This is a genomic window from Alphaproteobacteria bacterium GM7ARS4 (genome assembly GCA_014332745.1).
In the GTDB taxonomy this organism is placed as follows: Bacteria; Pseudomonadota; Alphaproteobacteria; order GM7ARS4; family GM7ARS4; genus GM7ARS4.
The window spans coordinates 318,581-330,489 of the sequence record JACONL010000001.1; the positions used below are offsets into that span (position 1 = coordinate 318,581).

Annotated in this window: 14 protein-coding genes and 1 tRNA gene; 9 read left to right on the forward strand and 6 right to left on the reverse strand. The window is 52.0% G+C overall.

All coding sequences use genetic code 11. The features are described 5' to 3' along the window. Positions 1-29 precede the first annotated feature (29 nt). Positions 30-104, reverse strand: a tRNA-Val gene (locus GDA54_01540). 301 nt (positions 105-405) lie between these two features. On the opposite strand from GDA54_01540, the gene uvrC reads away from it, so the two are divergent. The 6 genes from uvrC to GDA54_01570 are packed head-to-tail and all read left to right on the forward strand — an operon-like array spanning position 406 to position 5,516. Beyond that, positions 406-2,337, forward strand: coding sequence for an excinuclease ABC subunit UvrC (uvrC, locus tag GDA54_01545; protein ID MBC6496993.1), 1,932 nt, complete (start codon positions 406-408; stop codon positions 2,335-2,337). A 58-nt stretch (positions 2,338-2,395) separates the two neighbouring features. After that, entirely contained in the window at positions 2,396-3,022 is a 627-nt protein-coding gene (pgsA, locus tag GDA54_01550) for a CDP-diacylglycerol--glycerol-3-phosphate 3-phosphatidyltransferase (protein ID MBC6496994.1), read from the forward strand. After that, the gene (mobB, locus tag GDA54_01555) at positions 3,019-3,522 is read left to right on the forward strand and encodes a molybdopterin-guanine dinucleotide biosynthesis protein B (protein ID MBC6496995.1); all 504 of its coding nucleotides are present in this window, start codon (positions 3,019-3,021) and stop codon (positions 3,520-3,522) included. Before pgsA ends, mobB begins: the two co-directional genes overlap by 4 nt. Position 3,523: 1 nt before the next feature. After that, positions 3,524-4,765, forward strand: a complete 1,242-nt coding sequence (locus GDA54_01560; GenBank protein MBC6496996.1) for a molybdopterin molybdotransferase MoeA — start codon at positions 3,524-3,526, stop codon at positions 4,763-4,765. Continuing rightward, a complete protein-coding gene (locus GDA54_01565) occupies positions 4,762-5,010 on the forward strand; it encodes a MoaD/ThiS family protein (protein MBC6496997.1) in 249 nt (82 codons plus the stop codon). The genes GDA54_01560 and GDA54_01565 overlap by 4 nt, the downstream gene beginning before the upstream one ends. Positions 5,011-5,024: 14 nt before the next feature. Then, positions 5,025-5,516 carry a molybdenum cofactor biosynthesis protein MoaE gene (locus GDA54_01570; protein ID MBC6496998.1) on the forward strand — a complete coding sequence of 164 codons (492 nt, stop codon included), beginning with the start codon at positions 5,025-5,027 and terminating at the stop codon, positions 5,514-5,516. Between the two features lie 20 nt (positions 5,517-5,536). Here GDA54_01570 and GDA54_01575 read toward each other — a convergent pair whose 3' ends face one another. Further along, complete coding sequence (locus tag GDA54_01575; GenBank protein ID MBC6496999.1) at positions 5,537-6,445, reverse strand: branched-chain amino acid aminotransferase; 909 nt, start codon at positions 6,443-6,445, stop codon at positions 5,537-5,539. 70 nt (positions 6,446-6,515) lie between these two features. Here GDA54_01575 and GDA54_01580 point away from each other — a divergent pair, with 70 nt between their 5' ends. Beyond that, on the forward strand, positions 6,516-7,232 hold the full coding sequence (locus GDA54_01580; protein MBC6497000.1) for a response regulator transcription factor: 717 nt from the start codon (positions 6,516-6,518) through the stop codon (positions 7,230-7,232). A gap of 1 nt (position 7,233) precedes the next feature. Then, positions 7,234-8,670, forward strand: a complete 1,437-nt coding sequence (locus GDA54_01585) for a HAMP domain-containing histidine kinase (GenBank protein MBC6497001.1) — start codon at positions 7,234-7,236, stop codon at positions 8,668-8,670. Positions 8,671-8,672: 2 nt separating this feature from the next. On the opposite strand, the gene GDA54_01590 is transcribed toward GDA54_01585, so the two are convergent. The 3 genes from GDA54_01590 to GDA54_01600 form a co-directional block, all read right to left on the reverse strand. Beyond that, complete coding sequence (locus tag GDA54_01590) at positions 8,673-9,542, reverse strand: pyrroline-5-carboxylate reductase (protein ID MBC6497002.1); 870 nt, start codon at positions 9,540-9,542, stop codon at positions 8,673-8,675. Between the two features lie 15 nt (positions 9,543-9,557). After that, entirely contained in the window at positions 9,558-10,013 is a 456-nt protein-coding gene (locus GDA54_01595; GenBank protein MBC6497003.1) for a YbjN domain-containing protein, read from the reverse strand. A 259-nt stretch (positions 10,014-10,272) separates the two neighbouring features. Next, complete coding sequence (locus GDA54_01600; GenBank protein ID MBC6497004.1) at positions 10,273-10,530, reverse strand: accessory factor UbiK family protein; 258 nt, start codon at positions 10,528-10,530, stop codon at positions 10,273-10,275. 173 nt (positions 10,531-10,703) lie between these two features. Between GDA54_01600 and GDA54_01605 the strand changes: the two genes are divergently transcribed. Further along, positions 10,704-11,312 (forward strand): malonic semialdehyde reductase, encoded by a 609-nt coding sequence (locus GDA54_01605; GenBank protein ID MBC6497005.1) that lies wholly within the window; start codon positions 10,704-10,706, stop codon positions 11,310-11,312. Here the strand turns inward: GDA54_01605 and ddpX are convergent. Beyond that, positions 11,273-11,893, reverse strand: coding sequence for a D-alanyl-D-alanine dipeptidase (gene ddpX, locus GDA54_01610; protein MBC6497006.1), 621 nt, complete (start codon positions 11,891-11,893; stop codon positions 11,273-11,275). The genes GDA54_01605 and ddpX overlap by 40 nt on opposite strands. Positions 11,894-11,909: the final 16 nt, after the last annotated feature.

Below are 11,909 nucleotides of genomic sequence, written 5' to 3' on the forward strand. Positions count from 1 at the left end.
TTTTCCTGTCTTGTGATGGTGTGTGACCATGGTGGGTGCGACAGGGATTGAACCTGTGACCTCTCCCGTGTGAGGGGAGCGCTCTCCCGCTGAGCTACGCACCCCGTGTCGATGATAATCTCTATCGGCGACATCCCGTGTTGTTGAGCCATATCACTATACCATAGCACAAAAGTTATCCTCAATGATGACGGAAGACGGAAGGCTTGTTTTTTCGCCTTTTTTTCCATATAATGCGCATTGTTATCTTTTTTATAAGAAAAAACAAAGAGTTGTTTTTGTTTCATTAACAACAGAGCTCTTCATCGTCAGAGTCCCCATCGTATGACAAAAAAGAGGATTATTTTGCACAGAGTTATCCACAGGCTACGCCATCGTTTCATGTATCAAGGAGCTAAGTGACCCATGCTCGAACTCCATGAGGAACAACAACCCTTTCATGGGCAGCGGCGATATGGGATAGAGTATATACGCCATATGTGTAAGACGCTTCCCGATGCGTCTGGCGTGTATCGCATGGAGGATAAGAACGGCAAAATCCTGTATGTGGGCAAGGCGCGTTCTCTCAGAAAGCGTGTCGCCAGTTATGGTCGTCGGCATGGGCATGCGGTGCGCGTGCAACGTATGATGTCTATGACGGCGCATGTGGAGGTTATTGTGACGCGCAACGATGCCGAGGCGCTCTTATTGGAGAGCAATCTCATCAAGAGATGGCGTCCCCCTTTCAATATCTTATTACTGGATGATAAGAGTTTCCCCTACATTGCGCTGGGACGTAAGACGCAAGAGTTTGCTCAAATTTTTTTACATCGTGGCGAGAAGAAGGAGGGCACAACCTATTATGGTCCTCTTCCCACATCGAGTGCGGCGCGTGAGACGATGTATCTTTTAGAGCGTGGCTTTTTATTGCGTAGCTGTCGTGACTCCGTTTTCAAGGCGCGTCGTCGCCCGTGTCTTTTGTATCAAATTAAGCGGTGTTCTGCTCCTTGTGTGGGGCGTATCAGCAAGGAGGATTATCAAGAATTGGTGCGAGACGCCACATTATTTTTGCAAGGACGTTGTGACTCGTTACGTAAGAAACTGACATCGATGATGGAAGACGCCAGCAAAGCGCAGCACTATGAACGAGCGGCGCGTTATCGTGACAGACTCAAGGCGCTGGCGACTGTTCATGCCTATCAGCGCGTTGATTATCAGCATATGGGTGATTGCGATGTGCTGGCCGTCTGTAAGGAACAACGTCATAGCTGTGTCCAGATATTCTTTTTTCGCCATGGGCGTTTGTTAGGTAACTACGCCTATTATCCTCGTCATGATGCCTCTGTGGATGAGTCCGCCATCCTATCGGCAGTGATAGGGCAATTTTATACGACTCGTTCTGTGCCGCGTTCTCTCTATGTGAGCCATCGCCCAGAGCAGAGCGACATCCTACAACAGGCACTCAGTGAGCGGGCTGGCCATCGCGTCTCTCTGCATGATGTTGTGCGCGGTGGCAAGCGTGAGGTGATGGACTATGTCGCAGAGAATGCGCGCCAAGCATTGGCGCGCTACCGCATGCGCGGACATCACATACAGCAAGCGCAATCATTTCTACAGCAGCTGTTTGACCGCGCAGAGCCCTTTGAGCGTATTGAAGCGTACGACAATTCCCATACCAGTGGCGCTCATGCTGTTGGCGTCATGATTGTGACGGATGCTTATGATTTTGTCAGAACAGCCTATCGTCAATTCACCATTGGCAAGCATCAGGGGACATCGACACAAGAGGACGACCATGCCATGATGCGGGAAGTCATCACCCGCCGTTTCTCGAAAGCGCTCGCCCAAGGGCATGACAGAGACCACCATCTTTGGCCAGACCTCCTTATTATTGATGGCGGGAAAGGACAACTCCATAGTGTGCAGCAAGCCCTCGAAGCACTTGGCATTGTCGATGACATACCTATCCTCGCTATGGCAAAGGGAAAGGAAAGGAGGGCGGGAAAGGAAACATTCCATGTGTCGGACGGACGTTGCTTTATGGTGCGCGATGATGACGCTGTTTCCCATTATCTTCAGCGTCTTCGAGACGAAGCCCATCGCTTTGCGGTGATGAGCCACCGCAAGAAACGTCAGCGTCCCTTGCGAACATCGTCCCTCGAAGACATCAAAGGGATAGGGAGCATACGTAAACGCGCCTTGCTCCGCTACTTTGGTTCTGCCCATGCTGTGTCGGTGGCGGGAATAGAAGATTTAAAGAAAGTCGAGGGAATCCATGACTTTATCGCCCATATGATTTATGATTACTTTCACGAGACAGAGGTAGATTTGTCGACACGTAAGGGATATGGGACGTGAGAGGAGCAAAGGGAGGTGCTGAGATGGTGTGGGATGATGTGATAAGAAGGGAGAGACGATGACTCTTCCCAACACGATCAGTTTAGGAAGAATGGCGCTTGTTCCTGTTGTTGCCACCATGCTGTGGTTTGACACGCCTTTTATGCGCTGGCTCGCCCTCTTCTTTTATGTTGCCGCCTGTGTGAGCGATTTTGTGGATGGGTATCTTGCCCGTAGCACCAAGCAAATATCGGTTTTAGGAAAAATGCTGGACCCCGTGGCGGATAAGCTCATGGTATCCACCGTCATTTTCATGCTTGTCGTCACGGGGCGTATCGAGGGTATTGATACCATTGCCTCTCTGGTGATTTTATTGCGTGAATTCCTTGTCTCGTCTTTACGTGAATTTCTGTCTAATTTGAATATGCGTATGCATGTGACGGGTGTGGCAAAATGGAAGACGGCGCTCCAGATGTTCGCGCTAGGGTTTCTTATCGTTGGCGATGCATCGCCATGGTTCATTCCAGCGCTCCTCATAGGGAGCATTGGTTTGTGGCTTGCGGCTCTTCTCAGCGTCATTTCTGCTTTTGCTTATGTGCGCACGGGCATACGTGGCATAGCACGCTATGACAGGGCGCAAGAAAAGCCACAAGGCAAGGCAAAACTATCCGTCAAAGGAAGAAGGATAGCGCCCAGCAGTTCATGAAGTGTTTTGGCATTGTCGGCTGGAGTGGTAGCGGAAAGACGACATTGCTCGTCAAATTAATAGCGCATTTAGGCAAGCAAGGCTTTTCCGTCTCAACGATTAAGCATGCCCACCAAGATTTCGACATCGATAAGGAAGGCAAAGACAGCTATCGCCATCGCCATGCTGGCGCAAAAGAGGTGCTTGTGGCGTCACGTAGGCGGTGGGCGTTGATGCACGAATTACGTGACGAGAAAGAGCCAGTTCTTCGCCGCTTGATTGACAGAATGCATCGAGTCGATATTCTTCTTGTGGAAGGTTTTAAGAGAGAGCCCATTCCTAAAATCGAATTATATCGTCAGGATAATCATAAAGCGTTTCTGTATCCCCATGACAAAAATATCATCGCTCTTGCGTGTGATGTGCCTCTCAAGGCATGTCCCCTTCCCGCCTTTTCCCTTGATGATATTCCCTCCCTTGCGTCTTTTATCATAGGGTATCCGTCTGCTGAGGCGTTTTAAGATGAAGGAATGGTTGTCGGTGGATGATGCCCAGAGGCACATAGAGCATAAGACAACGGCGATTGCCAGAACGTGCGCCATTCCCCTTCACCAAGCCTATGGGCGTCTTTTGGCACATGATGTCATCACCCCCCGTGATGTTCCCCCCTATGATAATGCCGCTGTTGATGGTTATGGCATTATGTGGGATGATGAGCTTTTGCAGGAGGAACGCCCCGCCTTTCGCCTTGTGGGGCGCGCAACGGCTGGCGCGCCCGCGCGCTACAACGTCAAGAAAAGACAAGCCGTTCAGCTGTTCACAGGGACATGTATGACAGATATTGAAGGAGTCGACACCATCCTCATGGAAGAGGCATGCCAACAGCAGGACGCTCAGACCATCCTCTTTATCGATAAACGCCATGCCCATCGAGGCATGAATTATCGTTTGAGAGGGGAAGACGTCCGTCAAGGGCAAAATATCCTTCCACGAGGCTGGCGCCTACGTCCACAAGATATGGCGATGCTCGCCGCTATGGGACATCCTACCGTCGACGTCATGGACAGGGTGAGGGTTGGCCTTTTCTCCAGTGGCAATGAAATCTATGATGTTGACACGCCATCGCTCCCACAGGCGGGGACGTACGATAGCAACCGCTATGCTGTGCGGGGCATGTTATCCGCATGGGGCGCGGCTATAGATGATGGCGGTATTTTGCCAGACCATCAAGAGACCATGAGTCATGCCTTGCGACAGGCATCCTATCGTTGTGATATTCTCATCACCTCAGGCAGTATCTCAGCGAGTGAGAGCGATGCCATTGGCGATATTATCAGCCGTTATGGCGCGCTAGATTTTTGGCGCGTGAAGATGAAGCCCGGACGCCCTATTGCCTTTGGGCGACTTCATGGCACGCCTATTCTTGCTCTTCCGGGCAATCCTGTTGCCGTGACCGTAACGTTTTTGCTCTTTGCGCGTCTTTTGCTACAAAAGAGGGGGGGTGGCATTGTCTCGATGCCTCCTCGCTATCCCGTCACCGCCTTTTTCTCTATGGACAAGAAGCCCGGGAGACGCGAATGGATACGATGTCGCCTTGTGGAACGTGATGGTGTTGTGGGTGTTGAGCGCTTTATGAAGACAGGGGCGGGTCTTGTGACATCTCTCGTGCGTTCGGACGGACTCATAGACATTGCAGAGGACATCACCCATATTCATGAAGGCGATAGCGTTTTTTTCACCCCTTACACGGCATTTTTATCATGAAGATTGTCTATTTTGCGGCCCTTCGAACGACAATTGGGCGAGAGGAGGAAGCGATGACGCCTCCGCCTCATGTCCTCACCATAGGTGATTTGATGACGTGGCTTGCCACGTTGAGCGATGCGCACAGGCGCGCTTTCTCACGTCCTTCCATTCAAGTGGCGGCAGATTGTCAGTATGTGGATAAAGACCATCGATTGCATGGCGTCAAGGAAGTCGCCTTTTTTCCTCCCGTGACGGGGGGGTAAAGGCGTCGGCTGTCATGGTCTCTATCACGTTGCAATCCTCACCCATTGATGTGGGCTCTGTTTATGGACGTTTTGCGGACTCTGTCTCGTCTAGCGGCGCTGTGGCGATGTTTGTCGGGCGTATGCGCGCCTCGTGCCATCATCAGGGGCGCGCCTATACGTTACGCTCTATGACTCTAGAGCATTATCATGCGATGGCTCAACGACAGCTCGATGCGCTCGCTTCCCGCGCATGCGCACGCTGGACTCTCGAGGACATATGTATCGTCCATCGTTATGGGAAAATCCTTCCCCATGAGGTCATCGTGTTCATCGCCACAGGAGCAGAACACCGCCAGCCCGCCCTCGAGGCTTGCCACTTTTTGATAGATTGGCTCAAGGTGAAAGCGCCCTTTTGGAAATATGAAGAGACGAACAGCGGCGAGGGATTTTGGGTCGCCGCGCAGAATCGGGACGAACAACAGGCGAACGGGTGGCATGAGAGCACCATGCCACACACGCCATGATGCCCACACAGCATGTCTCTCTACAGAGAGACGGACTCACACGTCTTATGGTGATGGCATGTCTGGCGCACATACGCTTGGAACGCCTCTATGAGGGTATCAACCAATGGATGTCCCTTCAACCTGACCGTCTCGATAGAGGCGATAGGCGTGACCTCAACGGCCGTCCCTGTGAGGAAAGCGGCATCCGCTGACTCTACATCTTTTGGTGTTATGACACGCTCGCAGACATCGATACCTTGGCGCTGTGCAATATCGATGACGCATTGTCTCGTAATGCCATCGAGAAAACAATCGGGTATGGGCGTATGCAAGGCATCGTTGATGACAAAGAAAATGTTTGCTCCTGTGGACTCAGCGATATGGCCATGATGGTCGAGCATCAACGCATCGTCATAGCCTTTTTTTTCCACATGGTGCTTGCTGAGGGTGCATATCATGTAGAGTCCCGCTGCTTTTGCATGGACTGGCGCTGTATTGGCAGGAGGACGTCGCCATGGCGTATAGCCCAGACGAATGCCTTTTTTGCGGGTATCGGGGTCAAAGTAAGAGGGCCACTCCCATGCGGCGATGGCCATATGGATGGTATTGCGTTGGGCGGATATGGCCATCATCTCGCTCCCTCGCCATGCGATGGGGCGCACATAGCCATTTTTTATGCCTTGCCTATGCAGGAGCTCGTAGGTCGCTCGGCTTATGGTCTCACTATCGAAGGGCAACGTAAAGCCCATCATCTTGGCAGACTCATGGAGGCGTTGCGTATGGTCGTCCAACTTAAAAACAACCCCATCATAGACGCGCTCGCCTTCGAACACGGCACTGGCATAATGGAGGCCATGGCTCAGCACATGGACGCACGCTTCACGCCACGGCACAAAGCGATTATTATACCAGATGACGCCAGTCCGATTATCGAAACTCTCGAGCATGATGTTTCTCTGTCATTCTTATGGATGATATGTCCCGCTAAAACCCCCGCCACAGCCTCAGTATAGCATAATGTTAAAAAAACAGACGCACATTCTTGTTGTTGATGATGATGCGCGCTTGCGCACGTTGTTGGCGCATTATTTGTCGCAACATGGGTGTGTCGTCTCGTTGGCGTCTGACACCCAAGAGGCAGAACAGCTGTGCATGCGTATTCTCTTCGATATCATTATCCTCGATGTCATGATGCCGCATGAGCATGGCACAACATGGGCGTCCCGCCTACGAGAGCGCAAAGAGAGAGTCCCTATTTTGATGTTGACGGCGATGGCCCAACCGCAGGATCGTATTGCTGGTCTGGAGAGTGGTGTCGATGATTATCTTGCTAAACCCTTCGAGCCAAGAGAACTCTTGCTACGTATCCATGCCATTCTCAGTCGTAGCGATGGGGCGCATGCCTCATCTCTCTGGTCTTTTGGTGCGTTCACCTTTGATGAAGAGGATGGTCTCTTGCGTTATGGCGCGGAACGGGTGCGTTTGACATCAGGGGAGCGCGCCCTTTTACGTCAGCTTGCGCAGGGGCAAGGGCGTATCATCACGCGCCAGCAGCTCATGGAACGTCTGGATATGTGCGGCTCTGAGCGCGTCATCGATACACAAATCAAGCGTCTCAGGCAAAAACTTCATATCATTGGCGGGGTGGATGTTCCTCTCCGCACCCACAGGGGTAAGGGCTATTCTTTAGACGTTGTGCGTTGTCGGCGGACAACAGAGCATAAGGGCTCGTAGGGTGAAACGTTACCTCCCTAAGACACTGATGGGGCGTTCGCAACTCATCTTGTGGGCGCCTATGATGTTGCTATGGATTTTGCTGACATGGGCATTTTTCGACCGCCTATGGGACACCCATAGTCGCCGCTTGGCTGAGGATGTCGTTGGTGATATTGCCTTAGCGGACCAGCTGTTGACGGATTTTCCCCATCAACGCGCCTTCTTGTTTCCTTTGATGGCGGAAAAAACGGAGATAGAATTCACCTTCACAGAACGTCCTCGTGACTCTTCGGTTGCGTCAGTTCAGGAGAAAGACTTTTACATTGATTATCGGCGCTTCCTTCAAGAGTCTCTCTCGAGGAGATTTCCTCAGCGCCATGTGACATTTCGCACCGACCGTGGGCTCAGAAAAACGCTTATTTGGATAGAACGCGATGAAGAGCCACAGGGTGTTCTCCATGCTGTTGTGCCTCGTCATCGCCTGTTTAACTCAACGACATCGGTGTTTGTCGTCTTCATGACATTCGGCGCGTTATTCTTTGTGAGTATCGCCGCGCTCTTCATGCGGAATCAGATACGTCCCATGAACGACCTTGCCCATGCGATGGAGACGTTCGGGCAGGGACATGATAGCGATATGGAGGATGGGCGCGCTGAGCAGGATAAGCCTCTGACGTTGCGTGGGGCGAGAGAAGTGAGACGAGCCATTGCCGTCTTTCAGGGCATGAAAGAGCGTATTAAGCGCCATTGGCAGCAACAATATATGGTTTTGACGTCCATCTCTCACGACATCAACACAGTCATCGCCCGTATGAAACTACAGCTGGCCATCGCTGATGGCAAAGACATGAAAAGCACATGTGACTCTGGGGATACGGATAACAAGGCGCTCATGGCTGGCCTTGAGCAAGATGTGACGCTCTTACAGAACATCGTCAAGGAGTATATCGATTTTCTACGGGTGGGAGGACGAAAGCCACAGGACGATATCGAGGATGTGGATGTGGAAGAGATGCTCGAGACTCTCTTGGAGGATGTTCCCCGTCCTTTAAGGAAGAGCATACGTCTCGTTGGGCGCGAACAAGGGGCAAAGAAAGAGACAAAACGCCTCATGGTGAAAGCCCATAGAGGCGACCTCAAGCGTTGCCTGATGAACATTCTTCATAATGCGGAACGTTTTGCTGAGACCATCGAATTGTCTGTCCATGCTGGGCGGGACGGCCTGTCCGTCATTGTTGATGATGATGGCGTTGGCATTGCGCCTTCGATGCGCGAAGAGGCGTTGCGTCCGTTTTCTCGTTTGGATACGTCGCGTAATCTCAACCATGAAGGCGTTGGTTTAGGGCTTGCCATTGCTGATACGGTGATGCGTCAGCATCAGGGACGGATCATGCTAGAGGAGTCGCCCTTGGGGGGGTTGAGAGTCAGACTCTTTTTTCCTAAAGAACGGACGTGAGCCTATGGGGAGGGGGCGTGTGTGTGTTTTGGCGTTTCTTCTGCCAATTGTTTGGCGCGTCTCATGGCCTGTTCGATGGCGCGTTGGATGATGGCGTCCCATGTGTCGGTGTGATGTTGGAAGACATCTATGGCGGCTGCTGTTGTTCCTTGTGGGCTTGTGACGCGTGCGCGTAATGTTCGAGGCGCTTCCTTTTTTTCGATGGCGAGGGCGGTAGCGCCATCCACCATCGATAAGGCAAGCTGTTGGGCATCTGCCTCACTGAGCCCATAATGCGCGCCAGCCTTCGTGAGACATTCGAGAAAGTAGTAGAGGTAGGCGGGACCGCTCCCACATAAGGCGGTGATGATGTCAAAACGTTCCTCTTCCTCAAGCCATAATGTCATCCCAAGACAGGCAAAGAGCCTATGGACATGAGCACAACATGGCGTGTCTTTGGCATGGGCGCTGTACAGGGCTGTGATTCCTTTGCCAATGGCGCATGCGAGATTCGGCATAGCCCTGATGATGACGCTGTGGCCTAGATGGTGGGCAATAGAGGCGAGAGGTATGCCAGCCGCCACCGACACGATACAAGATGACAGAGGGGGGAGTCGCTGACAGAGCGTTCCGACGACATGCGCTATCTGTTGTGGTTTGACCGCTAAGACGATACAAGAGAAATGTATCTCGTTGAACGGAATATCGTCACTATGTCCGATAATATGGGATGAGGGAAGCCACGATTCCCATGATGTCCGGCATAGAGAGTCGGTATCCAGCAGGTAAAGGGAGCGAGGATCTCTTTGTGCCTTGAGCCATCCTCTCAACAACGCCCCGCCCATATGGCCGCCGCCTATGACAAGGACGGAGTCGAACGAAGAGAGTGCCATCGCACTGGCACGCGTTTAAGCTTGTCCTTGCACGTCAAGGAGCGCCGATTCGAGAGCTTTTCGAGGGTCTAAACCGCCCCATATGACCATCTGTAGGGATGGGTAGAAACGTTCGCAATGTGCCAGTGCCGACTCGATCATTTTCTCAGCATGGTGATGACTGCCATCCATATCCTGAAGCGAGAAAAGAGCCGTATGCCGATAAGAGATAACGCCACTATCCCTATCAATCCCCATATGTCCCATCCACAGATGATTGTTCAACAGGCAGATAAGACGCTCGATGGCATCTTGGGCCCGCATGGGGACTTTAATATCGGGAACACATGAAAATTGGAGCGTATGACACTCTGCTCGCCACAGCAAATACAACCCATAGATGCCATGCTCTTTCTGACACTGAAGAACGAGGGCGCTGTCATCCTCACGCTGACAGAACCACCCATGATGGTGGGCATAGGATTCCACCATGTCAAGGAGATGAGACGATGAGGGAGGGTCAAAATTCGTTCTCTGCACCATGATACAACGCTCCGTTGACGTTCTAACGTGTAAGAGAGCCTCTGTTCTTACACCCCCTTCCCTCACAACCCCTCCCTTGCCTTCCTACCCTGTCCACCACCCCTGCCCTATCACGCCATGATAATACGTGGGAACAAGACGATGGCACAAGCATATATAGCGTCCTTTACCCTCAATATGTCAATATATAGTATCATGCGTGCGCCTGTCATGCTTTTCTGTGTGATTTTTTATCCGTTTGTTGCATATTTTCCAATTGGGCGACTTTTTTTTGGGTTTCTTCCAGTTGGGCGCGCAAGGCATCGAGGTCTTCTCGACGTGCGAGCGCCATGTCGCTCAAGATTTTTTGGCACGTATGATGAACGAGGATGCGTAGGTCGTCAGACACCGAGTCAGCGATGTGAAGAGCGCCCTGGGCGAGCATGGATAGGTCGTCTAGAATCTTTTTGCGTGGTTGGTCGTCCATGGGTCTGTGGGGTCTATGGGGGGTCTATGGGTCTGTCGTGAGCGTGAGCCTTTTAGGGCGCGCTGAGGGCGCACTGGGGGGGTATGGCTGATGCATTTTCGTATCCACACCTTGTCTTTACGTATATAGTTGTTGACGTGAAGGAGGAAAGGAAAATAGTGCATGGGAGGATGATGATGGTATCGAAGGAGTCGTTAGATGTGCGCTCTGTGTTTATGGAGGGACGGACGTACAGCACATGGCGTCAGGACAAGGTCGATGATACGCTCTTACGCGACATTTATGGCATGGCGCGCATGGGGCCTACGAGCATGAATGTGTGTCCTTTGCGTGTTTTGTTTGTGCGTGAGAAGGAGGACAAGGAGAAGCTTGTCCCATGTCTGAGTCCGGGCAATGTGGAGAAGACGCGCCATGCGCCAGTGACGGCGATTTTTGCCTATGATATGGCGTTTTATGAGCGCATGGATGTTTTAGCACCCCACGTGTCCTACGAGGACATGGTGGCTCGTCATAGGAAGGATAAGGAGAGGACAGAGAAAACAGCATCCTTCAATGCTCACTTACAAGCCGCCTATATGATGATTGCTGCCCGTGGCATGGGGCTTGATTGCGGTCCTATGGGAGGGTTTGTGGCACAGCGGGTGGATGAGGCGTTCTTTCAAGAGTCGCCGCGGGCGTCTTGGCGTTCCTTCTTGTTATGCAATATGGGGCATGGGGAGGCGCAAGGTCTGCGGGCGAGGGCTTATCGCCTCTCTTTTGACGAAGCATGCGCCATTTTGTGAGGCACATATTTCCGTGCGTCCTGTGCCACCATACCGCCTTCGATGGCCTTGTCGCTATGGAGGGGATAGCGTTTGCTGTTAAAGAGTTGATAATGCCACCATTCATGGATGTAGAAATCCCATCCTGCCGATACCATAATGCCGAGCAAGCAGTAGCGGTTGGCTTGTGCTTGCTGTGAGAGGGAGAGTGCGCCGTGATAAGAACGTGGTGTGAAATCATCAAAATCTGTTCCCATATCGAGGGCGACTCCCTGTCCGTCGACGAGGGTGACATCGAGGGCAACGCCACGGGAATGGGGAGAGCCACGTTCGGGGTGAGCGACAAAACGTTCGTCTGGAAAAAAATGCCATAACGCCCATTGCGTCTCTGTTGGGCGAAAGGCATCGAGAATGCGCAGGCGATAGTTTTGTTGGGCGGCGAGTGCTATGGCTTTGTCTAAGAGGGGTATGGCGTCCTTGTGGAGATAGGCTTTGGCGCGGTCAGAATCATAGAGGCAGTGAGACGTGACGTTACTTGGCGATGCATAGGCGAGGTTTATGTCGACGTTATCGTTGGCGGGAATGGGGACAAGAGAAGACATAGGAGCAGAGAAGGGA

Excerpts from the sequence above, each read along its gene's own strand:
- uvrC (MBC6496993.1), top strand. The coding sequence starts at position 406 with ATGCTCGAACTCCATGAGGAACAACAACCCTTTCATGGGCAGCGGCGA.
- pgsA (MBC6496994.1), top strand. The coding sequence starts at position 2,396 with ATGACTCTTCCCAACACGATCAGTTTAGGAAGAATGGCGCTTGTTCCT.
- mobB (MBC6496995.1), top strand. The coding sequence starts at position 3,019 with ATGAAGTGTTTTGGCATTGTCGGCTGGAGTGGTAGCGGAAAGACGACA.
- GDA54_01560 (MBC6496996.1), top strand. The coding sequence starts at position 3,524 with ATGAAGGAATGGTTGTCGGTGGATGATGCCCAGAGGCACATAGAGCAT.
- GDA54_01565 (MBC6496997.1), top strand. The coding sequence starts at position 4,762 with ATGAAGATTGTCTATTTTGCGGCCCTTCGAACGACAATTGGGCGAGAG.
- GDA54_01570 (MBC6496998.1), top strand. The coding sequence starts at position 5,025 with ATGGTCTCTATCACGTTGCAATCCTCACCCATTGATGTGGGCTCTGTT.
- GDA54_01575 (MBC6496999.1), bottom strand. The coding sequence starts at position 6,445 with ATGCTCGAGAGTTTCGATAATCGGACTGGCGTCATCTGGTATAATAAT.
- GDA54_01580 (MBC6497000.1), top strand. The coding sequence starts at position 6,516 with ATGTTAAAAAAACAGACGCACATTCTTGTTGTTGATGATGATGCGCGC.
- GDA54_01590 (MBC6497002.1), bottom strand. The coding sequence starts at position 9,542 with ATGGCACTCTCTTCGTTCGACTCCGTCCTTGTCATAGGCGGCGGCCAT.
- GDA54_01595 (MBC6497003.1), bottom strand. The coding sequence starts at position 10,013 with ATGGTGGAATCCTATGCCCACCATCATGGGTGGTTCTGTCAGCGTGAG.
- GDA54_01600 (MBC6497004.1), bottom strand. The coding sequence starts at position 10,530 with ATGGACGACCAACCACGCAAAAAGATTCTAGACGACCTATCCATGCTC.
- GDA54_01605 (MBC6497005.1), top strand. The coding sequence starts at position 10,704 with ATGATGGTATCGAAGGAGTCGTTAGATGTGCGCTCTGTGTTTATGGAG.
- ddpX (MBC6497006.1), bottom strand. The coding sequence starts at position 11,893 with ATGTCTTCTCTTGTCCCCATTCCCGCCAACGATAACGTCGACATAAAC.